Origin of the sequence: Streptomyces lancefieldiae, assembly GCF_031845825.1 — a bacterium.
Lineage (GTDB): Bacteria > Actinomycetota > Actinomycetes > Streptomycetales > Streptomycetaceae > Streptomyces > Streptomyces lancefieldiae.
On record NZ_JAVRFH010000028.1, the window covers coordinates 1 to 22,736 of the forward strand.

A 22,736-nucleotide genomic window follows, 5' to 3' on the forward strand; every position below is an offset into this window, starting at 1 on the left:
CGTTCGACTTGCATGTGTTAAGCACGCCGCCAGCGTTCGTCCTGAGCCAGGATCAAACTCTCCGTGAATGCTTGCCGGTAATCCGGCGTACACCACGAGAGCGGAACAGTCGGAGGAATGATCCGACCGTTCACAGCGTCCTCGCTGTGTTTTTCAAAGGAACCTCGTCCCGACCGTGCGGCCGGAGACGGGGTATCAACATATCTGGCGTTGACTTTTGGCACGCTGTTGAGTTCTCAAGGAACGGACGCTTCCTTTGTACTCACCCGATACTCTCGGGCTTTCCTCCGGGCGCTTCCCTTCGGTGTTTCCAACACTACCAGGCTTTCCCGGTGCTTCTGACCACCGTCCTGCGGGCATGCAGAAGGCGATCCAGCGATAGGATCTGATGAGTTGGTTACTGCCGGAGCCAGGACACGGTGCTTCGCATCGGTCAGCCCCAAGCAGGAGTCACGACACTACACGGGGCTGAGGAACGGGTGCAAATCCGTGGGGACTGTGGTCTAGACCTCTAATCGGAACACTCATGCGGAACCGGTACTTCCTATGACATACGCTGCTCCACAGTGCGCCGTCCGGGACAGGCAGTGACGGCCCGTACACATCTCCGCCCTGGGAGGCTTCCCATGACCACCGTCTCGTCCCCGCTCGCAGGACGCGCCATCGGACTGGCCGCAGTACCCGATCCCGTCTTCTCCGGGGCCATGGTCGGCCCGGGCACCGCCATCGACCCCGTGCGGGAGCCTTCCGAGGCGGTGGCCCCCGTGGACGGGGTCATCGTCTCTCTGCACCCGCACGCCTTCGTGGTCGTCGACGAGAGCGGGCACGGGGTGCTGACTCATCTCGGCATCGACACGGTGCAGCTCAACGGTGAGGGATTCGAGCTGCTGGTGAACAAGGGCGACACCGTCGTACGCGGGCAGGCCGTGGTGCGCTGGGACCCGGCCGCCGTCGAGGCCGCCGGCAAGTCACCGATCTGTCCGATCGTGGCCCTGGAGGCGACGGCCGAGGCCCTCACCGAACTGCGTGAGGACGGCGAAGTGAAGGCCGGCGAGGGTCTCTTTCTCTGGAAGTGACGTCAACGCCGTCGTATGACGGCTGGCAGGACAACGACCGCGGCGGCGGGACCCGCCGCACTATCGGGACGGGTGAGATGGAGACAACGCTGCGAGGCGTCGGTGTGAGCCACGGTGTGGCGATCGGCGAGGTCCGCCACATGGGGACGGCGGTGCTCGAGCCGCCGGCCAAGCAGATTCCGGCCGAGGAAGCGGAGCGTGAGCAGGGACGCGCCCGCAAGGCCGTGGAGGCTGTGGCGGCCGACCTGATGGCGCGCGGCAATCTGGCGGGGGGCGAAGCCCAGGCGGTGCTCGAGGCGCAGGCCATGATGGCCCAGGACCCCGAGCTGATGGCGGACGTGGAGCGGCGGATCGCCGTCGGCAGCACGGCCGAGCGCGCGGTGTACGACGCCTTCGCCGCGTATCGCGCCCTGCTGGCCGGTGCCGGTGAGTACCTGGCCGGCCGGGTGGCCGACCTCGATGACGTGCGGAATCGTATCGTCGCCCGTCTGCTCGGGGTGCCGATGCCCGGTGTTCCGGACAGCGACGAGCCGTACGTTCTCATCGCACGGGATCTCGCGCCCGCCGACACGGCGCTGCTGGACCCGACGCTGGTCCTCGGTTTCGTCACCGAGGAGGGCGGGCCGACCAGTCACAGCGCGATCCTCGCGCGGGCGCTCGGCGTGCCCGCCGTGGTGGCGCTCCCGGGCGCCGGGGAACTGCCCGAGGGCACGGTCATCGCCGTGGACGGCAGCACCGGTGAGATCTTCGTGAACCCCAGTGAGGAGGAGAAGACGCGGCTGGCGGCGGAGGCCGCGGAGCGCAGGGCGGCGCTGGCCGCCTCGACGGGGCCGGGCGCGACCTCGGACGGTCACAAGGTGCCGCTGCTCGCGAACATCGGTGGTCCCGCGGACGTGCCCGCGGCGGTGGAGGCCGGGGCCGAGGGCGTCGGACTCTTCCGTACCGAGTTCCTCTTCCTCGACGACAGCACGAACGCGCCGTCGGAGGAGAAGCAGGTGGCCGCCTACCGGCAGGTGCTGGAGGCGTTCCCGGAGGGCCGGGTGGTCGTGCGGGTGCTGGACGCCGGCGCGGACAAGCCGCTCGACTTCCTCACCCCGGGCGACGAGCCGAACCCCGCGCTGGGTGTGCGTGGCCTGCGGACGCTGCTGGACCACCCTGACGTGCTGCGTACGCAGCTGACGGCGCTGGCCAAGGCGGCGGAGGGTCTGCCGGTGCACCTCGAGGTCATGGCTCCGATGGTGGCGGACCGGGCCGATGCCAAGGCGTTCGCGGACGCGTGCCGCGAGGTCGGGCTGCGGGCGAAGTTCGGTGCGATGGTGGAGATCCCGTCGGCCGCGCTGCGGGCGCGCTCGGTTCTGCAGGAGGTCGAGTTCCTGTCGCTGGGGACGAACGACCTCGCGCAGTACACCTTCGCCGCCGACCGTCAGGTGGGCGCGGTGTCCCGGCTGCAGGACCCGTGGCAGCCGGCGCTGCTCGACCTGGTCGCGCTGTCCGCCGATGCGGCGAGGGCCGAGGGCAAGAGCTGTGGTGTCTGCGGTGAGGCCGCTTCGGACCCGCTGCTGGCGTGTGTGCTGACCGGTCTGGGTGTCACCTCCCTCTCCATGGGTGCTGCGTCGCTTCCCTATGTCCGGGCGACGCTGGCCAAGTTCACGCTGGCCCAGTGCGAGCGCGCCGCGGCGGCCGCTCGGGCGGCGGACAGCGCCGAGGAGGCGCGGAACGCGGCTCAGGCGGTGCTGTCCGGCGAGTAGGGCCGGATGAGGTTGTGTGCGGGGCGTCCCTTCTTCGGAGGGGGCGCCCCGCATGCGTTCAGTGGTGGTGTCCCGGTGGGTTTTCGTCTCCGAGGTCGGGCGGCGCGCAGTAGTCGACGTTCGATTCCGGGGAGATGAGGTCGCCGGTGTCCATGTCGGTGCAGTAGGCGTCGAAGACCTCACCGGCGGTGAGGGGTTCGAGGCCGTATCCCCGCAGGCGCCAGCCGTGGACGCGGTCGGGGCCGCTCGGGGCGCTGATGCGCATGACGAGTCCGCCGGGGCTGTGGGTGGCGAGGCCGAGGGCGAGGACGCTGGTGAACTCCAGGGCTTCCGCCTCGTCGAGGTGCGGAGTGCCGTCGATGTCCTCGTCGGCGTGGAGGACGGCGGCGAGCGTTTCCGGGGCGCCCGAGACACTGCAGACCAGGTGGCGGTTGCCCGGCGGGGCTGTTTCGAGGATGCGCAGGACGAGCCGCTTGGCCCGGGTGAAGGCGGCTCGGCCCAGGTCCTCGCCGCAGGTGGCGCAGCTGCCGAGGCGGGCCAGCAAGCCGGTGGTGTACTCCCAGGTGGCCTGGCGGACGGCTTCGTCGACGAGGACCGGGAGGAGATCGGCGAGTGCCTGGCCCTCGTAGGGGAGGGTGGGTCCGTTGGCGGCGAGTTCGGCGGTGAACCGGGTGCGGCTGGCGTGGGCGTCGGGGTCGAGGCCCGCGGCCGAGCAGAACTGGGCGTACTCCTCCGGGTCGAAGAGGGCGATCGTGGTGTGGGTGCCCTGGGAAGCGCGTGCCCTGAGGAGGGCTTCCACCTGTTGGAGATAGGCGGCGTGGTCGTCGAACGTGAAGCTGCGGTATCGCCGCATGGCACGGAAGTCGTGCTCGTCGGTGAGCACGCCGATGGTGCCGGCGATTTCGCGGCGCAGGACGCGTCGCATGGTCTGGTCGGTGTGCGCCATGTTTCCCCCTGTGCGCAGTCGATCAATGCTCACTCACAGTAACCGGGGGCACTGACAACGGCGTCGGGGCGGTGCGGCGAGCGGCCCCGCCGGGCCCCGGCCGGCTCGCCGAGGGCCTGGTCAGGTGCGCTTGCGGGCGAGGTCCTCGTAGAAGTGGAGCAGGTCGAGGTTGTCGATGGAGCCGGGGTTGACCGCCTTCTCCAGCGGGGTGCCCTGCAGGAGTCGCTTGACCGGGACCTCGATGCGCTTGCCCGTGAGGGTGTGCGGGACGCCGGGCACCTCGATGATCTCGTCGGGGACGTGGCGCGGGGAGAGCTGTGCGCGGATGGTCTGCTTGATGCGGGTCAGCAGTGCCTCGTCGAGGACTGATCCGGGGGCGAGGTGTACGAAGAGGGGCATCCAGTAGCCCCCGTCGGGCTGCTCGACGCCGATGACGAGGGATTCCCTGATCTCGGGGAGGCGCTCGACGGCCTCGTAGATGTCGGCCGAGCCCATGCGGACGCCCTGCCGGTTGAGGGTGGAGTCCGAGCGGCCGTGGATGACGACGGACCCGCGGGAGGTGAGCGTGATCCAGTCACCGTGCCGCCAGACGCCGGGGTAGGTGTCGAAGTAGCTGTCGTGGTAGCGGCTGCCGTCAGGGTCGTTCCAGAAGCGGATCGGCATGGAGGGCATCGGGTTGGTGACGACGAGCTCGCCGACCTCGTCGGTCAGGGGCGCGCCGCTCGGGTCCCACGACTGGAGGTCGGTGCCCAGGCCGGGCGCCTGGAGCTCGCCGATGTACACGGGGAGGGTGGGGACGGCGCCCGCGAAGCAGGAGCACACGTCGGTGCCGCCGCTGACGGAGGCGATCCACAGGTCCGCCCCGCTCTCCGCGAACTCGTCGTGCAGCCAGCGGAAGCCGTCCGGCGGGAGGGGTGAGCCCGTGGTGGCGACGCACTGGACGGTGGAGAGGTCATGGTCGCGGCCGGGGTGCACGCCGGCCTTTCGGCACGCCATGACATAGGCCGCGGAGGTGCCGAAGAGGGTGGCGCCGGTGCGTTCGGCGATGCGCCACTGGGCGCCCGTGTCCGGATGGCCGGGGCTGCCGTCGTACAGGACGATCGTGGTGCCGGTGAGGAGGCCGGAGACGAGGAAGTTCCACATCATCCAGCCGGTCGACGTGTACCAGAAGAAGCGGTCCTCGGGGCCCAGGTCGCAGTGCAGGCCGAGTTGTTTGAGGTGTTCGACCAGGATGCCGCCCTGGGACTGGACGATGGCCTTGGGCAGGCCGGTGGTGCCGGAGGAGTAGAGAACCCACAAGGGGTGGTCGAAGGGCACCTGCTCGAAGACCGGGTCCGTGTCCGCGGCCGTCAGGGTCTCCCATTCCAGGGCTCCCTCCGGGGCCTCGGTGCCGAGGAGCGGGATGTGGATCACCGCGCGGAGGGTGGGCAGATCGCGGCGCAGCTCGGCGACGGTGTCGCGGCGGTCGTGTTCCTTGCCGCCGTAGCGGTAGCCGTCGACGGTGAACAGGACGACGGGTTCGACCTGCTGGAAGCGGTCCAGGACGCTGCGGGCGCCGAAGTCGGGGGCGCAGGAGGTCCAGACGCCGCCGACGGCGGCGGTGGCGAGGAGGGCGACCACGGCCTGCGGGATGTTCGGGAGGTAGCCGCTGACCCGGTCGCCGGGGCGCACGCCGAGGGCGCGCAGCTCGGCGGCGAGGGAGCCGACCTGGCGGTTCAGCTCGGCCCAGGTGACGGGGCGCGGCTCGTGGGCCTCGTCGACGTACAGGAGGGCCGGTTCCTCCGGGCGGGTGGCCGTCGCGCGCAGGGCGTGCTCGGCGTAGTTCAGGGTGGCCCCGGGGAACCACTGTGCTCCGGGCATCGTGCGGTCCCCCAGTACGCGCGCGTAGGGGGTCGAGAAGCGTACGTCGAACCACTCCGCCACGGCCTGCCAGAAGGTGTCCAGCTCGGCGACGGACCAGCGGTGCAGGGCCGCGTAGCCGCCTTCGGCGGGGGCGCCGTGGTGTTGGGCCGCCCAGGTCTGGAAACGGGTGATCCTTGCCCCGGCGATGCGCTGGGGATCTGGCTGCCAGAGCGGCTGCGGGTTCACGGTCGGCATGGGGCGGCTCCCGGACGGTGCGCGTCGTGTGCGTCCTCCGCGCACGGGCTGGGGTGTGCGCGTGACGCGGCTGACACGGACGATGCCATGTGATCGACTTCCGCACCAGGGCGCGCCCCACATAGTCGGTGACATGAAGATGTGGTCCCGTCACGGGTGAACGGCAGTTGAACGCTGCCCGCGCGGGGAGTGGTCGATGGCAGGGTGAGCAGCATGGACGGTCGTGACCTGGTGCGTTCGATGAAAACGGTCGGTTCTGCGGGGGCGGCGCAGGGGTTGCGTAGCGTACGGGCGGCGTGGCGCAGGCGGCGGGCCGATGCCGCCGGACTGCCACCGCGGGGCCCGGAACGTGCGCGGGTGCCCGGGCCGATGCAGGAGGTGGAGCCGGGCCCCGGGGGCGGTGTCGTCCGGTTCAGCCGCTCGGAGCTGCGGATCCTCGTCGCAGTGAACGGCGCCGTGTTCTGGGGCTGGGACGGGGCGGAGCCGGAGCCGTCGTACGCGTTGGCCCGGTGCCCGGAGCCGGACCCCCGGGCGGTGCTGGAGCCGGACAAGGACGGCGGCTGGCGGGTGGTGGCCGAGCGGGCGACGGTGGCCGTGTCCCTGCACGGCGCGATCGAGGTCCGTACCCCGGGAGGCGTCGTACTGCGCCGTGAGCTGCCGCCGCGCTGGTGGGAGCCGGTCGGCGGCGGTCCGGCGCGCTGGACGCAGCGGTCCGAGGTCGCGGCGGACGCCCGGTTCTTCGGCCTCGGGGGCCGGTCCGCGGGCCCGCGGTTGCGGAAGGGCACGTACCGGTTGTGGAACACCCGTCCGGGCGCGGCCTTCGCTCCCGGTGAGGACCCGTTGTCCATCACGATGCCGGTGCAGGTGGTGGTGGCCGACGCGGGAACGCATCTCGTGTTCCATGACAGTTCGTGGGACGGCACCGTGGCGTTGCGGGAGGGCGAGGAGGGCGCCGGGTCGGGACACGACCGGCCCGGGCGAAGTGTGCTGCGGATGGACGGCGGTCCGCTGCGGTGCTGGGTGGCGGTCGGCACTCCCGCGCGCGTGCTGCTCGCGTGGGCCGCGCTCACCGGGGCGCCCGCGCTGCCGCCCGGGTGGGCGCTCGGTCACCACCACGCGGGGTGTGGTTTCGGTGACGAGCAGGAGGTGCGGCGGATCGTCGCCGGCTACCAGGAGCGTGATCTGCCGCTCGACGCCGTCCATCTGGACGGGGGCCATTTCGCCGCCCATCAGGTGTTCACCGTGGACGAGGAGCGGTTTCCCAAGCTGCCCGTACTCGCCGACGAGCTGCGGCGGGCGGGAACCCGGCTGGTGTCGGTCGTCGGTCCGGCGGTTCCGGCCGTGCGCGGCAACGCCGTGTACGACGGTGGAGCGGCCGAGGACGCGTTCGTCAGGGACGCCTCCGGGGCGGTCGTCCACGGTGTGGCGTGGCCCGGGGACGTGGTCTTTCCGGACTTCACCCGCGCGCGTGTGCGTGAGTGGTGGGGTGGTCTCCACGAGGAGCGGGTCGGGAAGGGTTTCGCCGGCTTCTGGCACGACCTGGACGAGCCCACCTCGTTCGCCGCGTTCGGGGAGTCGACGCTGCCGCGGTCGGCCCGGCACTCGCTGGAGGGGCGGGGCGGTGACCATCGGGAGGCGCACAACGTGTACGCGCTGTGCATGGCCCGCGCCGGGTACGAGGGGCTGCGGAGCCTGGTGCCCGAGGAGCGGCCGTTCGTCCTCTCCCGCTCCGGGTGGGCCGGGATGCAGCGCTACGGCGGCGCGTGGTCCGGGGATGTCGCCACGGGCTGGTCCGGGCTGCGGGCATCGCTGGCGCTGGTGATGGGGCTGGGGCTGTGCGGGGTGCCGTATTCGGGGCCGGATGTGGGCGGGTTCGACGGGAGTCCGTCGCCGGAGCTGTATCTGCGGTGGTTCCAGCTGGCCGCGTATCTGCCGCTGTTCCGCACGCACGCGGGTCCTCGGGCGGGGCGCAGGGAACCTTGGGAGTTCGGTGCTCAGGTGCTGGAGCACGCGCGCGTGGCGCTCGTCGAGCGGCGGCGTCTGCTGCCGTACTTCGTGACGCTGGCGCATCTGGCCCGGCGCACCGGCGCGCCGTATGTGCGTCCGCTGTGGTGGTCGGCGCCGGAGGAGCGGGCGTTGCGGGAGTGCGAGGACGCCTTTCTGCTGGGCGACTGCCTGCTGGTGGCGCCGGTGCTGGAACCGGGGGCGGACCGGCGGCTGGTGGAGCTGCCGCGGGGTCGCTGGTACGACACGGTGACGGAGCGGGCGTACGAGGGGCCGGGGCAGGTGCTGGTCGATGCTCCGCCGGCTCGGATCCCGGTGTTCGCGCGCGCGGGGGCCGTCCTTCCCGTGCGTGGGGAGGACGGTGGGCTGGAGCTGGAGGTGTGGGCGCCCGCGCGGGGGCGGACCGGCGGCGGGCTGGTCGTGCAAGACGCGGGCGACGGTTGGGAGGAACCGGAGATAGAGCGGTACGTCGCCCGCTGGGAGGACGGGCGGGTGGTGGTCGAGCGGGAGGGTGAGGGCGGCGTGTCTGAGCCGTCCTGCCCGGTGCGTGTCCGGGGGGTCGGCGAGCGTCCGGGTCAGATGTAGCGGCCCTCGAACCAGGCTCGCGCCGCACGGGTGTGGAGGGGGAAGGCGAGTTCCTCGGCCCCGCGCAGGAGATGCCAGCCCTCGGTCTCGTTCGTGGCGGCGGACGGTGGAAGTCCGCCGGAGGGCCGTTCGGGGAGGAGCCCGAAGAGCAGCAGGTGGCCGTCGGGCGAGCTCATGGCGTCGGCGAGACGCACGTCCCGGCTCGCCGCCTCGATGCCCGTCTCTTCCTCGAGCTCGCGGACGACGGCCCGCCGCCAGTCCTCCCGGTCGTCGATGTAGCCGCCGGGCAGTGCGACGCCTCCGCGCGCGGGGGCCACGGTGCGGGTGATGACGACCAGGGCGGTGCCCTGCGTGTCGTACACGGGCTGGAGGGCGACCGCGACCGGCAGCGGGTTGCGGTAGGTCACGGTGCCGCACGCCGGGCAGGTGCGGGGCCGGCCGGAGACGCCCTCTCCGTAGGGCGTACCGCAGCTCGAACAGTGGGAGCCCGGTGCGGAGCCGGCAACGGGGACTGGGGTTTCGAACACGCGGCGGACTGTATCCGATCACGTGGCGGGCGGCTCCGGCAGCGGCTCAGCGGCGGCCGGCCAGGGACTTCGCGGAGACCGGGAAGTCGAAGTAGGTGTCCGGGTGGGGCTCGGGCTTGTAGGTGAAGTGCCACCACTCCTCGGGGAGGTTCACGAGGCCGACGTCCTCCAGGGTGTCCTTCAGCAGCAGGCGGTTGGCGCGCTGTTCACTCCCCACGCGCGGGTCGAGGGTGTGCGAGAGGGTGTCGAAGCAGTCGTAACCGGTGCCCATGTCGACGGAGTTGTCGGGGAAGCGCTGGTCCTGCGGCGCGAAGCAGGGTGCCAGGGGTTGTCCGGGGTGGTACGGCCGGGTGGGCTTCGCCGGAAGCCTCACGAGGGTGAGGTCCACGGTGGAACCCCGGCTGTGTCCGGACTTCTCCGCGATGTAGCCGTCGGCGAACAGGCGGGTCTTGTCGACGTTGGGGTAGAACTCGGCTTTCATCGCCTGGTCGTCGAGGTCTTCGGCCCAGCGGACGAAGTGGTCGACGGCGCGTTGTGGCCGGTAGCAGTCGTACACCTTGAGGGAGTAGCCCTGGCGCAGCAGCCGGGTCTGGGCCCGGTGCAGGGCGTCGGCGGCGGGACGGGTGAGGATGCACAGGGGCTGCCGGTAGCCGTCGACGCGCTCGCCGACGAAGTTGTGCGGGGTGACGTAGCGCATCTCCTGGATGATCGTCGGGTCGACGCTTCTCAGGGCCACGAAGTCCTTCGGTGCCTTCGGCTCGGCGGGCGCGGAGCGGGCGGTGGCGGGGAGGGCGGTCACCGCGAGCAGGGCGGCGACGGTGGTGGCCAGACCGCGGAGTGCGGTGGTGAGTCGTGTCATGTTCCCTGCATCTATCAGGAGTGGGTTCCGCGGGGGAAGTGGGCGGGACGGCGACTCGCCGTTTCGTCCGGTCCGTGGGCGCGTCGGAATCCTGCGTGAACGTCGCGTGAACTGGGCCCGGTTGGCCGCCGGCGGCGCCATCCTGCTCCCGTGCGCTCCTGGACGGACACTCTCCGCTTCGCCTTCCAACCGGTGGTCAACCTGATGACCGGCGGGGTCGCGGCGCTGGAGATACTCGCCCGCCCGGAGACCGGCGACATCCTGGCCGAGGCCCGCCGCGACGCCGAACTCGACGGCCGGCTGGCGGTCTCGGCGTTCCGCGCTGCGGTGCACAAGGAGACGTTGCTGCCCCTGCACGTCAATGTGTTCGCGGGCACGCTCGCGGACCTCGGCGGCCTCCAGCCGTTGCACGACGCCGTGCGGGAGGCCGGCCGGCTGCCCTGGGAGGTGACGGTCGACATCTGCCCGCCGTACACCCATGTGCCGCGGCGGGCCCTGCTGGAGGCGGTGACCGTGCTGCGGGGGCAGGGGTTCCGGGTCTGCGCGGACGGGGTCGGTGACGGGGACGCGCCGCTGCGGCTGCTGACGGACCTGGCGCCGGAACTGGTGAAGCTCGACGCCTCGCTGCTGGCTCGGCCGGCGGCCGTGCGGGCCATGCGGGCGCTCTGCGACGAACTGGGGGCGCTGCTGTCCGTCGAGGGCGTGGAGACGGAGTCGCAGTGCGCCGCCGCCCGGTCGGCCGGGGCGCAGTTGGCGCAGGGCGAGCTGTTCGCGCCGCCCGCTCGGCTGCCCGCGGCGGACGTGTACGTTCCGTCCGGCTCCCCCGGTGTCGTGCCGGTGCCGCCGTCAGGGCCCTCGGTACGGCAGTTCGTGCGGCCGGCCGCGCTGCTGCCCGTGACCGCTTCGGCGGGGCAGGTGCGGGCGCTGTTGACCGGGTCGCCCGATGTGTCCGGGGTGCTGCTCGTGGACCGGGAGGGGGTCCCGGTGCGGTCGGTGCACCGGTCCCGCTTCCTGCTGTCGATGTCGGGGCGCTACGGGCACGCCCTGTACGCCGACCGGCCCGCGGTGAAGCTCGGCGACCCGCCGCGGACGGTGGGCGTCGAGGCGACGGCCTGGGAGGTGCTGGACGTGGTGGCGGTCGGCGGCCGGGGCCGCACGTCGGACGACGTGGCCGTGGTCGACGCGTCCGGGCGGTGCGTGGGTGTCGTACGGCTCTCGGATCTGGTGCGGGCGCTGGCCGAGAGCCGGGTGGAGGAGGCGGTCGGGCTCAACCCGCTGACTCGGCTGCCCGGCTCGGACGCGATCACCGGTGAGGTGGACCGGAGGATCGCCGACGGGCGGGCGTTCGCGTTGAGCTGGCTCGACGTGGATCACTTCAAGCAGGTCAACGACGGCGCCGGGTTCGCGGCGGGCGACGAGCTGATCAGGACGGTCGGGCGGGCGTTGCTGCGTATGGCGTCGGTGTCCACGCGCGTGGGGCACATCGGCGGTGACGACTTCGTGGTGATCACCGATCCGGAAGAGCTGGATCCGCTGGCCGCCTCCGTGCTGGACGCGTCGTGGTCGGCCGGCGGACGGCCCGTGACACTGTCCTTGGCGACGGTCCTGTGCGCGCCGGGCAGCGTGCCGGACCACCGGCAGGCGGCGGCCGGTCTGGCCCCGCTGAAGAAGGCCGCGAAGGCGTTGCACGGGGCGAGTTGGGTGCTGGGGCGGGCCGGTGTTCCGGGGCACGAGGTGCGGCGTGGGTCGGACCGGGCGACGGCACCCGCGGGGTGACGGGCTTCCGGGCACCGGCGTGAGCCGGTGAGTCGGCACCCGCGGGTGTCGGGCGGAGGCGTCGGACGGAGGTGTCGGGCGGGGTTGGCTCACGACGAGCCGGCGGACGCGCGGGGCCTCGGCCGCCGTGCACCAGTACTCCTGCGTGTCACGCCCCCGAGGCCGACGGCGGCATGGCGGAGAGCGGTCCGCTGGCGCGGCACCAGGCGGATGTGCCGGACGTGCCCGTGATGCGGCCGCGGGGCTCCGCGCCGACGGGTGACGGCGATGGGGACGGCGACGGACGGCCCCGTGGCGGGCTCGTGGCACCCACGCGTGCCGTGTCGCTTCACGCACGCGCGCGTGGAGGTCGTTTCCGGTCCGCCCGGGTGGTGCTCAGGTGGTCACGACCCGGCGACGGTCCGCCGCCTGGGCCATCGCGTGCTGGACCACGCCGACCAGGAGCTCCTTGACCGACTCCCGGTCGCGGGCGTCGCACATCATCAGCGGCACCTGGGCGTCGAGGTCGAGGGCCTGGCGGACGGTCTCGGCCGGGTAGCGGGCCGATCCCTCGAAGCAGTTGACGCCGACGAGGAACGGGATGGAGCGCCGTTCGAAGTAGTCGACGGCGGCGAAGCAGTCCTCCAGGCGGCGTGTGTCGGCCAGGACGACGGCGCCGAGCGCGCCCTCGGAGAGCTCGTCCCACATGAACCAGAACCGCTCCTGGCCGGGCGTACCGAAGAGGTACAGCACCAGGTCCTCGCGCAGGGTGATCCGCCCGAAGTCCATGGCCACCGTGGTCGTGTGCTTGTCCTCCACACCGCTGACGTCGTCGACGGGCCGCCCGGCCTCCGTGAGCAGTTCCTCGGTGCGCAGCGGCCTGATCTCGCTGACGGCGCCGACGAGGGTGGTCTTGCCGACGCCGAAGCCGCCGGCCACCAGGATCTTGAGCGTGACGGGCTCGACCGGCGGCTTGCCGCGCTGAGAACGCCCGAAGATCATCGATCTCTTCTCCTCACCATGCCCGGAGGCTGATTCACAGGGCCCTCAGGCCGCTGATCACATCGCGCAGAATGTTCTCGTCCGGCAGTTCGGCCGGGGGCACCGGCCGGTTCACGTGGACGAGTTCCAAGTCCACGAGGTCTCCGACCAGGACCCGGACCACACCGACGGGCAGGTCGAGTTCGGCGGCGAGTTCGGCGACGGACTGCGGGGTGTCCCGGCAGAGCCCGACGATGTCCACGTGCTCCGGGGAGAGCGTGACGTCCGCTTCCGGGTCGTCCGCGTGGGGTTCCGCGACGACCACCGCGATGAGGTCGAGGCGGTGCTGGGCCGCACTGGTGGTGCGGCCGCGCGTCATGGCGTACGGACGGACGACGGGGCCGGCCTCGTCGTCGAACCAGTGGTTTGTTCCCTGACCGTCTGCGCTCATGTCATCCCACTTACCCGCCCGAGGGCAGATCGGTGCGCGGGGCGGTACCCAGATGCGCGCCGACCCGCTTCACGAGGAGGGTCATCTCGTAGGCGACCTGGCCGACGTCGGAGTCGGCGTCCGACAGAACGGCGAGGCAGCTGCCGTCGCCGGCGGCCGTGACGAACAGGAAGGCGTCGTCGAGTTCGACGACCGTCTGCCGGACGCTGCCCGCCTCGAAGTGACGGCCCACGCCCTTGGCGAGACTGTGGAAACCGGACGCCACGGCGGCCAGGTGCTCGCTGTCCTCCCTGGTCAGGTCCTTGGACGCCCCGGTCGCCAGGCCGTCGCCGGACAGGACCACGGCCTTGCGGATGCTCTCGACACGGTCCACCAGGTCGTCGAGGAGCCAGTTGAGCTCCCCGGACCTGGTCGCGGTGTGGCCGGTCGCCTTCGGTGCGGTCATCGACCGTCCCCCTTGTTCGTTCCTTGTGGTGCTTGTGTTGCTGTGCCGTCGGTGCCGTCGTCAGCCGCGGCGTTCTCCTCGCGGCCGCGCTGCCAGCCGCGCTGGAGAGAGGCCATGCGGCTGCGTACTTCCTCGGCGTCCCGGTCGGCGGGGTCCAAGCGGACCTCGGTGGGCCGCTCGGCGCTCTGCTTGAGCTGGGGAGCCAGGTTGGCCTGCCGTACGCGCCGCGGCAACGCGTCCGTGCCGGGCTCGGCGCGCCGCGTGCCGTCCTCGCCGTGGCGGGCGGGAGCGTCACCCCGCGCGGCGGACGTGCCACGGCGGCGGGCCGGGAGGGACGGCAGCGCGCCGGGTGCCGGACGGCCGGAGTCGCGGCCGTCGGCACGGTCGTCCGCGCGGCCGTCGGTGCGGTCCCCGCGACGACGGCGGGTCGGCAGCGCGGGTGTCTCACCCGGTCGTGTCTGCGGTCCCGTCCGGGGCTCCGCACGGTCCGCACCTGCCGAAGGCGCCTCGTCCGCGCCGTCCCGGGCCGGCCGTTCAGGAACCGGGCGCCCGTGGGAACTGACCAGCTTGGGGGTCCGACGGCGGGGCAGCGGGACCGGAGCGGTCGCCTCGCCCTCCCCCTCGGACGGTTCACTGACGTGGTCGGGCTCCTGGCGTCGCCGTTCCGCGCGGCGGGCCGTCCGCTCGTCGTCCGCCGCGACGAGGGAGCGGCGCGGCCGGAACAGTCCTCCGCGTTCGCTGTCCTGGTCGCCGAGCGCGCCCGGCAGGTCGTCGAGGACGTCCAGGTCGACGGGGGCCTCCAGCTCGACCGGCCCGTCCAGGGGCGGGGCGGGTCGGCCCGGCGGCGTTGCCGGCACGTGGGAGAGGGCGGAACGGCGGCTCTCCGTCCGTTCCTTGTCCTTGACGTACTGGGGACGGTCGAGACGGAACCCGACCCCGTTGGTGTCCGGGGCGTCGTCCGTGAGCAGCACGTCGGGGACGAAGACGACGGCGGTGGTGCCGCCGTACGGGGAAGGCTGCAGGGAGACCCGGACGTTCTGCCGCTGGGCGAGCCGGCTGACGACGAACAGGCCGAGCCGGTCGGTGTCGGACAACTCGAACTCCGGTGTCTCCGCGAGCCGCAGGTTGGCGTCGAGGAGGGCCTCGGCCGCCATGCCGAGGCCGCGGTCGTGGATCTCCAGGGTGAAACCGTTGGCGACCCGCTCGCCCAGGACCTGCACGGCCGTGTGCGGCGGCGAGAACACCGTGGCGTTCTCCAGGAGTTCGGCCACGAGGTGGGTGAGGTCGGCGACCGCGGGGCCCGTGACGGCGACGCGCGGCAGCCGGCGGACCTCGATGCGCTCGTAGTCCTCGACCTCGGCGACGGCTGCACGCACCACGTCCATGAGCTGGACGGGTTTGCGCCACTGCCTGGAGGGCGCGGCGCCGGAGAGGATGACCAGGCCCTCCGCGTGGCGGCGCATGCGGGTGGTCAGGTGGTCCAGGCGGAACAGGTCGGCGAGTTCCTCGGTGTCCTCGGTGCGGCGCTCCATGGTGTCGAGCAGGGTGAGCTGCTTGTGCAGCAGTACCTGGCTGCGGCGGGCGAGGTTGACGAACACCTCGGAGACGCCGGCGCGGAGTTCGGCCTGTTTGACGGCGGCCTCGACGGCGGCGCGCTGGAGGGTGTTGAGGGCCTGGCCGACCTCGCCGATCTCGTTCTTGTCGTACTCCAGGCGCGGCACCTCCGTCTCGACGTCGACCTGCTCGCCCGCGGAGAGGCGCCGCATGACGCTGGGCAGTCGTACGCCGGATGCCTCGTGGGCCTCCAGGCGCAACTGCCTGAGGTCGCGGATGAGGGAGCGGCCGACGCGCACGGACAGGAAGAGGGAGAACAGCAGGGCGATCAGGCCGAGCGCGCCGGCGACGACCACCTTGGCGATGACGTTCGTCGCGACCGGGTTGACGCGGTCCTGGTAGCGGTCGGCGGCGTGGTCGTCGAGGGCGCCGAGTTCGTCGAGGACGTCGCCGGCGGCGGTGTCCCAGCTCTTGGCGGTGACGCCGCGGGGCGGGCCGGCCTCGGTGGAGACGGCCGCCTCCTCGGCGACCCGCAGGGGGGCGGAGGAGGCGTTCTTCCAGAAGCGCTGGTAACGGCCGCGTTCGGCGGCGGGCAGCAGCGGCAGGTTGATGTCGTACATCACGGTGCGCTGCGCCACGAGGTCGGAGACGTCGCGTGTCTCGGCCCGGGTGAGCCGGCCGGTGACCAGGGCGGAGCCGAGGAGGGCGTCCTCGCGGGAGAGGAGCTCGCGTGCGCGCGAGACGTTGACGAGTGCGCGGTACTGCTTGTCCAGGTTCACGTCGTCGACGACGTGGAGGTTGGCGAGCAGTTCGTGGCAGGGGTCGACCAGGCGGTTGTAGAGGCCGAGCGCCTGCGTGCGGTCAATGGTGCCGTCCTCCACGCTGCGGCGCAGGGAGGCGATGCCGTCGAAGGCGTCCAGGACGGCCGTGAGGCGTTCCTCCTCGCCCTGGCCCAGCGCGTCGCGTACGTCGGTGTTCGCGGCGTTGCGCCGGATCTCCGCGATGGCCTCGTCGGTGGCGGTGCGGCTGCGCCGGAGGGCCAGGAGCCCGTCGGAGGCACGCGGATCGGCGAGGTGGACGAGGGTCTGGCGGCGTTCCTGCTGGAGGACGCGGACGGTGTCCTCGACCGGGTAGCCGATCTCCTCGACGAGGGTCGACACGTCGAACAGCCGGCTCGCCTCACGTCCCGTGAGCACCGTCGCGAAGGCCCAGATCGCGGTCAGGGACACCAGCGGCACGAGAAGCAGCGCCACGATCTTCCGGCGGATCGACTTCCCGCGAAAGCGCATGGCCTCCCCCAGCTGGACCCCCACCGGCAGGGGGTACACGTGTACGTCAACAAACGGCGCGAGCCTACTACTGACGCACAGGTAACTCGAAGACCCGCCCGGAAGCCGAGCCTCCGCGGCGGCGGCCTGCGATGGTCAGTTGTCCGGCCATTACGGGAGATTGCCTCCCGGGAGCCGGGCAGGCGGGGGGCCGTGCCCTTCCGGCGACGCGGGCGGATTGGCCGAAATTTTTCGACTGTGCGGGATTTCCGGGAATCCTGGAGAGCCGTCGCTCGTCCTTCACTACGGGAAAGGGAGGCGGAATCGGCCACAGGAGCCGCAACCCGCCCCCGGGCGGCGTAAAGCAGCGCAAGCCGGGCATCCAGAGGGGAGCCGTGTCCGCGGGCACGGGCGAGCTGTCTGCAGGCGGTGGGGAGTGACATGTCGATGGGCACGGCGGAGCGGCGCGAGGCGCACGAGGACGGCGAGGCGGCCGAGTTGACGGCCCGGTCGCCCGCGGAGGCGCCGGACCGCGACATTCCGGCGACCGGATCGCACACGCCGCCACGCGAGCGGCCGAAGCCGCCGGAAGCGCGGGAGCAGCGGCCGGACTACCGGCCGCTGTGGACGGAGGAACCCGCGCGGCGCCGTCGGCTGCCGGATCCCGTGCGTACGGCGGCCGTGCGCGCGGTGCTCGTCGTCGCGTTGACGCTGATACTGGCGATGGTGGCCTTCCTGTGCGCGATGGCGGGGTCCTGGCTGTCGTTCCCGATGGTGATCGGCAGCGTCGCGGGCACGGTGGTGGCCACGTGGGGCGTCCTGGACGTCTGGGTGACGCGTCAGGTCTGGAACCAGCGGCACGGCGTGGTGTCGATGCCGAGCAGCACCGCGCGGGCCATGCGCCGCGAGCGTCGCCGGGCCAGGCGGCAGGCGCGGTCCGCGCAGCGGGCCCAGGAGCGAATACGCCGGCGGGGCGGCGCGGGGCAGTTGACGCACTCCTGAGCGGACGTGCCCCGGCAGGGCACGCCGCACGCCTCACAGCGCGGTCGGCTGTACCCGGTCGGCGTCGCGGGCGAGTTCGCGCCGGGCACGCAGAAAGGGACGGGGCCGGTCCACGGAGAGCACCGCGGTCGTACGGCCGTCCCGTAGGTACGGGACGAGGAGGCCTCCCTGGGCCGGCGCTCCCTCGGCGGTCCCGCCCTCGACGATCCGGACGAAGTCACCGTCCTGGTACCGCCCGGCGAACTGAAGACGGACGCCGTACTGGTCGGACGGCCGTCGAACCCCTGGGCACGCAGTTCCCGTGCGGCGTGCAGGCCGGACAGTGAGGCGCCGACGACGGTCACGGTCCTCATGCGACGCTTCCCTCCTCCACGGCGAGATGGACGTGGACCACGCCGTCGTCGACGGTGACCCGGTGCGTGCGGACGGGCCTGCGGGCCGGGAGGCAGGTCGGCCGGCCCGTACGCAGATCGAACGAGGCGGCGTGCAGCGGGCATTCGACCAGGCAGCCCTCCAGCCAGCCCTCGGAGAGGGAGGCGTCCTGATGGCTGCAGGTGTCGTCGATGGCGTAGAGGTCGCCGTCGTCGGTGCGGAAGACGGCGACGGGCGGATTCGTCCCGAGGCGGGTGGACTCGCCCTTGGGGAGGTCTTCCAGACGGCAGACGGGAATCACGGGTCCCCCTCTCGGTCCGGAACGCGCTCTCGGCGGTTGCGGGAGGACGCACCCATGGGGGAAGGCGTGCCTCGCACGGCACGCGTACCCTTCCGGAATCCGAACGCTTCGGTAACATGATGTTCCACATAGCGCACTGGAGAGCGCTATGCGCAACAGAATCCGGGCGGGTGCCCTTCGAGTCAAGGGGCTCTCGCAGACGCGGCCCGAATGGGACCGTCAGGTGGTGAGTGTTGAGCCATGACCCGCACACAGAAGCAGCCCGACCATGGTGAGGACCACGTGGAGAACAGACAGGGCGGCAGGGGCGCGTCGAGCGCCGTGCAGTCGGTGGACCGCGCCGTGAGCGTGCTGGAGATCCTCGCCCGGCACGGCGATGCGGGCGTCACCGAGATCGCCGACGAGTTGCAGGTGCACAAGTCCACCGCGTTCCGGCTGCTGGGCGTCCTGGAGAACCGCGGCCTGGTGACCCAGGAGAAGGAGCGGGGGAAGTACTACCTGGGCGCCGGTGTCCTGCGTCTCGCGGGGGCGGCGGCCGTGCGTCTGGACATCTCGCAGGAGGGCGTGCCGGTCTGTCGCGAACTCGCCGACGAACTCGGCGAGACGTCGAACATCGCGGTCCTGGACGACGACGCGGCGGTCAACGTCATGCAGGCCCGCGGCACCGCCGCCGTGACGGCACAGAACTGGCTCGGCCGGCGCACTCCGCTGCACGCCACGGCCAGCGGAAAGGTGTTGCTCGCCCACCTGCCGCCCACCCTGCGCGAGGGCCTGCTGGCCCGCCCGCTGCACCGGTTCACCGAGCACACCGTCACCGGAGCGGCGGTGCTGCGCGGCGAGCTGGAGACCGTGGCCCGGCAGGGCTACGCCATCACGCAGGAGGAACTGGAGATCGGGCTCGCCGCCGTGGCGGCGCCCGTCCGCTCCCACGACGGCAAGGTGATCGCCTCGATCAGCGTCTCGGGCCCGGTGTACCGGCTGACGCCGGACCGGCTGACGGACCTGGCGAAGCGCATCCTGGCGGCGGGAGCCGAACTCTCCCGCCGTATGGGCCACGACTGCTGAGCAGGCGTCGGGCGAGGCTGCCCGAGACCGGACGCACCGCGTTCCTTTTGGCCAGGGGTTGACCCGTACCTCTTGACGGCCACTTGATGGCGTTCCCACTATGTCCCTCATCGCGCAACCCATCGTGCAAAGCGCAACAGCAGAGGAGCCTGTCGTGCCACACGAGGTCCGTGCCGTAGTCGCTGTGAAGAAGGGCGCGCCCGTGGAGGTGCGGACGATCGTCGTCCCGGACCCCGGGCCCGGCGAGGTTCTTGTCGCGGTGCAGGCCTGCGGGGTCTGCCACACGGACCTGCACTACCGGGAGGGCGCGGTCACGGACGACTTCCCGTTCCTGCTGGGCCACGAGGCGGCCGGCACCGTCGAGGCGGTCGGCCAGGGCGTCACCGATCTCCAGCCGGGCGACTACGTGGTCCTGGCCTGGCGGGCGCCCTGCGGAGGTTGCCGTTCCTGCCGACGGGGCCGCCCCTGGTACTGCTTCGACTCCCGCAACGCCGCCCAGCCGATGACCCTGCTCGACGGCACCCCGCTGACCAGCGCCCTCGGCATCGGCGCCTTCGCCGGGAAGACGCTGGTCGCGGCCGGTCAGGCGGTGAAGGTCGACCCGGCCGCCCGGCCCGAGGCGGCCGGCCTGATCGGTTGCGGAGTGATGGCGGGATACGGTGCGGCCGTCAACACCGGCAACGTCGGGCGCGGTGACTCGGTCGCCGTCATCGGCTGCGGCGGCGTCGGCAACGCGGCCATCGCGGGCGCCGTCCTGGGCGGCGCCATGAAGGTCATCGCCGTCGACATCGACGGCGGGAAGCTGGACCGGGCGGAGCGGTTCGGCGCCACGCACACCGTCGACTCCCTTGGCACCGACCCGGTCGAGGCGGTCCGCGCCCTCACCGACGGCCACGGCGTGGACGTCGCGATCGACGCGGTGGGCCGTCCGGAGACGTTCCGGCAGGCCTTCTACATGCGTGATCACGCCGGCGTGCTGGTCCAGGTCGGCGTGCCCACGCCGGAGACGACGGTCGAGCTGCCACTCATCGACGTGTTCTCGCGCGGCGGCGCGATCAAGTCGTCCTGGTACGGAGACTGTCTGCCGAGCCGCGACTTCCCGTTCCTGATCGACCAGTATCTGCACGGACTGCTCGACCTGGGCGCCTTCGTCTCCGAGACGACGACGCTGGACCGGGTGGAGGAGGCGTTCGCCAAGATGCACCGGGGTGAGGTGCTGCGTTCGGTGGTGGTCCTGTGAGCTCCCACGGCACCGGGCGTCCGCCCCGCGTGGTCGTCATCGGCGCCGGCATCGTCGGCTGCTCCCTCGCCGACGAGCTGACCGCCCGCGGCTGGAGTGACGTCACCGTCCTCGAACAGGGCCCCCTGCCCGCCCCCGGCGGCTCCACGTCGCACGCCCCCGGCCTCGTCTTCCGGACCGGCCCCTCCCGGACCCTCACGGCGTTCGCCCGGTACACCGTCGAGAAGTTCACCTCCCTCGAAGCGGACGGCGTGCGGTGCTTCACTCCGGTCGGCGGCCTGGAACTGGCCACCACCCCCGAACGCCTCGCCGACCTGCACCGCAGGGCCGGCTACGCCGCCGCCTGGGGCGTACGCGGCGAGATCGTCGACGCCGCCCGCTGCAAGGAACTCTGGCCGCTCCTCGACGAGTCGGTGGTGCTCGGCGGCTTCCACACGCCGGAGGACGGCCTGGCCCACGCCCTGCACGCGTCCCGCGCCCAGATGGAGCGCGCCACCGCGAGGGGCGCCCGCTTCCTGGGCCGGCACACGGTCACCGGCATCGAGCGGCACCACGGCAGGGTCACGGGGGTCGTCACCGACCGGGGCACCTTCCCCGCCGACCACGTCGTCTCCGCGGCCGGGTTCTGGGGGCCGGTCGTCGGCCGCATGGCCGGGGTCGACGTCCCCCTGCAACCGCTCGCCCACCAGTACGCGAGGACCGGGCCGCTGCCCGAGCTGAGCGGCGCCACGGCAGCGGCCTCGAAGCCTGTCCTCCGCTTCCAGGACCGCGACCTGTACTTCCGTGAGCACACCGACCGGCTCGGCATCGGCTCCTACGCCCACCGCCCCCTGCCCGTCGACCCGTTCGCCGTCCTCACCTACGACGAGGCCCGCGCCCGGAACATGGACATGCCCTCCTCCCACCCCTTCACGCCGGACGACTGGGCGCCGAGCTGGGAGGACTGCCGCCGGCTGATGCCCGCCCTGCGCGGCACGGAGATCGAGTCGGGGTTCAACGGCGTCTTCTCCTTCACCCCGGACGGCATGCCGGTCCTCGGCGAGTCCCGCGCACTGAGGGGATTCTGGCTGGCGGAGGCCGTCTGGGTCACCCACTCGGCCGGTGCCGCCAAGGCCATCGCCGAGTGGATGGTGACCGGGCGGCCGTCGCTCGACGTGCACGAGTGCGACCTCACACGGTTCGAGGAGGCGCAGCGTTCACCGGCGTACATCCGTGAGCGTGGTTCACAGCAGTTCGTGGAGGTGTACGACGTCGTCCACCCCCTCCAGCCGATTCAGCGGCCACGCCCGCTCCGGGTCAGCCCCTTCCACGCCCGTCAGCAGCAGCTCGGCGCGTACTTCCTGGAGGGCGGCGGCTGGGAGCGTCCGCACTGGTACGAGGCGAACGCCGGGCTGGCCGCCGGCCTGCGCCTCCCCGACCGCGACGCCTGGTCGGCACGCCACTGGTCCCCCATCGCGGCGGCGGAGGCGCGGGTGACCCGCGAGAGGGTCGCCCTGTACGACATGACCCCGCTGCGCCGCCTGGAGGTCACCGGCCCCGGGTCCCTCGACTTCCTCGACCGCATGACCACCAACAACCTCCGCAAGAGGCCCGGAGCGGTCACCTACACGCTCCTCCTCGACGAGACCGGCGGCATCCGCTCCGACCTCACCGTCGCCCGCCTCGCCGCCGACCGCTTCCAGGTCGGCGCCAACTCCCCCGCCGACCTCGACCACCTCCTGCGCCACGCTCCCGACGGCGTGCACGTCAGGGACATCACCTCCGGCACCTGCTGCGTCGGCGTCTGGGGCCCGCTCGCCCGGGACCTCGTCCAGCCGCTGACCCCGGACGACTTCTCGCACGGGGCGTTCGGCTACTTCCGCGCCAAGGAGACGTACGTCGGCCATGTCCCGGTCACGGCCCTGCGCCTGAGCTACGTCGGTGAACTCGGCTGGGAGCTGTACACCACCGCCGACCTGGGGCTCAGGCTCTGGGACACGCTGTGGGAGGCCGGCCGGGACCTCGGCGTGATCGCGGCCGGGCGCTCCGCCTTCAACTCCCTGCGTCTGGAGAAGGGGTACCGGGCCTGGGGCACCGACATGACCGACGAGCACAACCCCTACGAGGCGGGCGTCGGCTTCGCGGTCCGCATGGACAAGGCGGACTTCCTCGGCAGGGCCGCGCTGGAGCGCGCGGGCGAGCCGGTCCGGCGCCTGACGCCGCTCCTCCTCGACGACCCGGCCGCCGTCGTCCTCGGCAAGGAACCGGTCCACGTGGACGGCACACCCGCCGGTTACGTGACCAGCGCGTCGTACGGCTACACGCTCGGTCGCTGCGTCGCGTACGCCTGGCTCCCGGCCGGTCTGGCCACCGGCACCGGCGTACACGTGGCGTACTTCGGCGAGAAGGTGCCCGCCACGGTCGCCGACGAGCCGCTGTTCGACGCGGAGATGACCCGCATCCGCTGCTAGGAGGCCCCTG

18 protein-coding genes and 1 rRNA gene are annotated in these 22,736 nt (G+C 72.2%); 8 read left to right on the plus strand and 11 right to left on the minus strand.

Annotated elements, in window-relative coordinates; translation table 11 throughout:
• A 16S ribosomal RNA gene (locus RM812_RS24695) occupies nucleotides 1-68 on the minus strand; the annotation flags it as partial.
• A gap of 558 nt (nucleotides 69-626) precedes the next feature.
• Here RM812_RS24695 and RM812_RS24700 point away from each other — a divergent pair.
• Together RM812_RS24700 and ptsP are read left to right on the plus strand one after the other, a co-directional pair.
• Nucleotides 627-1,076 carry a PTS sugar transporter subunit IIA gene (locus RM812_RS24700; protein WP_311575681.1) on the plus strand — a complete coding sequence of 150 codons (450 nt, stop codon included), beginning with the start codon at nucleotides 627-629 and terminating at the stop codon, nucleotides 1,074-1,076.
• Nucleotides 1,077-1,153: 77 nt separating this feature from the next.
• Entirely contained in the window at nucleotides 1,154-2,824 is a 1,671-nt protein-coding gene (gene ptsP / locus RM812_RS24705) for a phosphoenolpyruvate--protein phosphotransferase (protein WP_311575684.1), read from the plus strand.
• A 58-nt stretch (nucleotides 2,825-2,882) separates the two neighbouring features.
• Here ptsP and RM812_RS24710 read toward each other — a convergent pair whose 3' ends face one another.
• Together RM812_RS24710 and RM812_RS24715 are read right to left on the minus strand one after the other, a co-directional pair.
• Nucleotides 2,883-3,770 (minus strand): hypothetical protein, encoded by an 888-nt coding sequence (locus tag RM812_RS24710; protein WP_311575686.1) that lies wholly within the window; start codon nucleotides 3,768-3,770, stop codon nucleotides 2,883-2,885.
• Between the two features lie 120 nt (nucleotides 3,771-3,890).
• The gene (locus RM812_RS24715; protein WP_311575689.1) at nucleotides 3,891-5,867 is read right to left on the minus strand and encodes an acetoacetate--CoA ligase; all 1,977 of its coding nucleotides are present in this window, start codon (nucleotides 5,865-5,867) and stop codon (nucleotides 3,891-3,893) included.
• 213 nt (nucleotides 5,868-6,080) lie between these two features.
• Between RM812_RS24715 and RM812_RS24720 the strand changes: the two genes are divergently transcribed.
• On the plus strand, nucleotides 6,081-8,456 hold the full coding sequence (locus RM812_RS24720; RefSeq protein ID WP_311575692.1) for a glycoside hydrolase family 31 protein: 2,376 nt from the start codon (nucleotides 6,081-6,083) through the stop codon (nucleotides 8,454-8,456).
• On the opposite strand, the gene RM812_RS24725 is transcribed toward RM812_RS24720, so the two are convergent.
• Entirely contained in the window at nucleotides 8,447-8,983 is a 537-nt protein-coding gene (locus RM812_RS24725) for an NUDIX hydrolase (protein WP_311575695.1), read from the minus strand. The genes RM812_RS24720 and RM812_RS24725 overlap by 10 nt on opposite strands.
• Before the next feature lie 46 nt (nucleotides 8,984-9,029).
• Nucleotides 9,030-9,842 carry a M15 family metallopeptidase gene (locus RM812_RS24730; RefSeq protein ID WP_311575698.1) on the minus strand — a complete coding sequence of 271 codons (813 nt, stop codon included), beginning with the start codon at nucleotides 9,840-9,842 and terminating at the stop codon, nucleotides 9,030-9,032.
• A 150-nt stretch (nucleotides 9,843-9,992) separates the two neighbouring features.
• On the opposite strand from RM812_RS24730, the gene RM812_RS24735 reads away from it, so the two are divergent.
• Nucleotides 9,993-11,618: a GGDEF domain-containing protein gene (locus RM812_RS24735; protein WP_311575702.1), complete on the plus strand. Its 1,626-nt coding sequence runs from the start codon at nucleotides 9,993-9,995 to the stop codon at nucleotides 11,616-11,618.
• 375 nt (nucleotides 11,619-11,993) lie between these two features.
• Here RM812_RS24735 and RM812_RS24740 read toward each other — a convergent pair whose 3' ends face one another.
• Genes RM812_RS24740 through RM812_RS24755 form a run of 4 tightly spaced genes read right to left on the minus strand, consistent with a single transcriptional unit; the run spans nucleotide 11,994 to nucleotide 16,317 of the window.
• On the minus strand, nucleotides 11,994-12,599 hold the full coding sequence (locus RM812_RS24740; protein WP_311575705.1) for a GTP-binding protein: 606 nt from the start codon (nucleotides 12,597-12,599) through the stop codon (nucleotides 11,994-11,996).
• Nucleotides 12,600-12,633: 34 nt separating this feature from the next.
• Nucleotides 12,634-13,029 carry a DUF742 domain-containing protein gene (locus RM812_RS24745; RefSeq protein WP_311575709.1) on the minus strand — a complete coding sequence of 132 codons (396 nt, stop codon included), beginning with the start codon at nucleotides 13,027-13,029 and terminating at the stop codon, nucleotides 12,634-12,636.
• 10 nt (nucleotides 13,030-13,039) lie between these two features.
• Nucleotides 13,040-13,474 carry a roadblock/LC7 domain-containing protein gene (locus RM812_RS24750; protein WP_311575712.1) on the minus strand — a complete coding sequence of 145 codons (435 nt, stop codon included), beginning with the start codon at nucleotides 13,472-13,474 and terminating at the stop codon, nucleotides 13,040-13,042.
• Entirely contained in the window at nucleotides 13,471-16,317 is a 2,847-nt protein-coding gene (locus RM812_RS24755; protein ID WP_311575715.1) for a nitrate- and nitrite sensing domain-containing protein, read from the minus strand. Before RM812_RS24755 ends, RM812_RS24750 begins: the two co-directional genes overlap by 4 nt.
• Nucleotides 16,318-16,737: 420 nt before the next feature.
• Between RM812_RS24755 and RM812_RS24760 the strand changes: the two genes are divergently transcribed.
• A complete protein-coding gene (locus tag RM812_RS24760) occupies nucleotides 16,738-17,298 on the plus strand; it encodes a hypothetical protein (RefSeq protein ID WP_311575719.1) in 561 nt (186 codons plus the stop codon).
• Nucleotides 17,299-17,331: 33 nt separating this feature from the next.
• Here the strand turns inward: RM812_RS24760 and RM812_RS43365 are convergent, their stop codons facing one another.
• The gene (locus RM812_RS43365) at nucleotides 17,332-17,679 is read right to left on the minus strand and encodes an oxidoreductase C-terminal domain-containing protein (RefSeq protein ID WP_449657847.1); all 348 of its coding nucleotides are present in this window, start codon (nucleotides 17,677-17,679) and stop codon (nucleotides 17,332-17,334) included.
• The gene (locus RM812_RS24770) at nucleotides 17,648-17,971 is read right to left on the minus strand and encodes a bifunctional 3-phenylpropionate/cinnamic acid dioxygenase ferredoxin subunit (RefSeq protein ID WP_311575721.1); all 324 of its coding nucleotides are present in this window, start codon (nucleotides 17,969-17,971) and stop codon (nucleotides 17,648-17,650) included. The genes RM812_RS43365 and RM812_RS24770 overlap by 32 nt, the downstream gene beginning before the upstream one ends.
• A 240-nt stretch (nucleotides 17,972-18,211) precedes the next feature.
• On the opposite strand from RM812_RS24770, the gene RM812_RS24775 reads away from it, so the two are divergent.
• From RM812_RS24775 to RM812_RS24785, 3 genes are all read left to right on the plus strand, one after another.
• Nucleotides 18,212-19,036 carry an IclR family transcriptional regulator gene (locus RM812_RS24775; protein ID WP_394816512.1) on the plus strand — a complete coding sequence of 275 codons (825 nt, stop codon included), beginning with the start codon at nucleotides 18,212-18,214 and terminating at the stop codon, nucleotides 19,034-19,036.
• A gap of 154 nt (nucleotides 19,037-19,190) precedes the next feature.
• A complete protein-coding gene (locus RM812_RS24780; RefSeq protein ID WP_311575724.1) occupies nucleotides 19,191-20,276 on the plus strand; it encodes an S-(hydroxymethyl)mycothiol dehydrogenase in 1,086 nt (361 codons plus the stop codon).
• Entirely contained in the window at nucleotides 20,273-22,726 is a 2,454-nt protein-coding gene (locus RM812_RS24785; RefSeq protein WP_311575726.1) for a GcvT family protein, read from the plus strand. The genes RM812_RS24780 and RM812_RS24785 overlap by 4 nt, the downstream gene beginning before the upstream one ends.
• Nucleotides 22,727-22,736: the final 10 nt, after the last annotated feature.

Bases quoted from the DNA above. Each gene is read 5' to 3' on its own strand.
- RM812_RS24755 (WP_311575715.1), bottom strand. From the start codon at position 16,317: ATGCGCTTTCGCGGGAAGTCGATCCGCCGGAAGATCGTGGCGCTGCTT.
- RM812_RS24745 (WP_311575709.1), bottom strand. From the start codon at position 13,029: ATGAGCGCAGACGGTCAGGGAACAAACCACTGGTTCGACGACGAGGCC.
- ptsP (WP_311575684.1), top strand. From the start codon at position 1,154: ATGGAGACAACGCTGCGAGGCGTCGGTGTGAGCCACGGTGTGGCGATC.
- RM812_RS24730 (WP_311575698.1), bottom strand. From the start codon at position 9,842: ATGACACGACTCACCACCGCACTCCGCGGTCTGGCCACCACCGTCGCC.
- RM812_RS24750 (WP_311575712.1), bottom strand. From the start codon at position 13,474: ATGACCGCACCGAAGGCGACCGGCCACACCGCGACCAGGTCCGGGGAG.
- RM812_RS24700 (WP_311575681.1), top strand. From the start codon at position 627: ATGACCACCGTCTCGTCCCCGCTCGCAGGACGCGCCATCGGACTGGCC.
- RM812_RS24710 (WP_311575686.1), bottom strand. From the start codon at position 3,770: ATGGCGCACACCGACCAGACCATGCGACGCGTCCTGCGCCGCGAAATC.
- RM812_RS24720 (WP_311575692.1), top strand. From the start codon at position 6,081: ATGGACGGTCGTGACCTGGTGCGTTCGATGAAAACGGTCGGTTCTGCG.
- RM812_RS24740 (WP_311575705.1), bottom strand. From the start codon at position 12,599: ATGATCTTCGGGCGTTCTCAGCGCGGCAAGCCGCCGGTCGAGCCCGTC.
- RM812_RS24775 (WP_394816512.1), top strand. From the start codon at position 18,212: ATGACCCGCACACAGAAGCAGCCCGACCATGGTGAGGACCACGTGGAG.
- RM812_RS24760 (WP_311575719.1), top strand. From the start codon at position 16,738: ATGTCGATGGGCACGGCGGAGCGGCGCGAGGCGCACGAGGACGGCGAG.
- RM812_RS24715 (WP_311575689.1), bottom strand. From the start codon at position 5,867: ATGCCGACCGTGAACCCGCAGCCGCTCTGGCAGCCAGATCCCCAGCGC.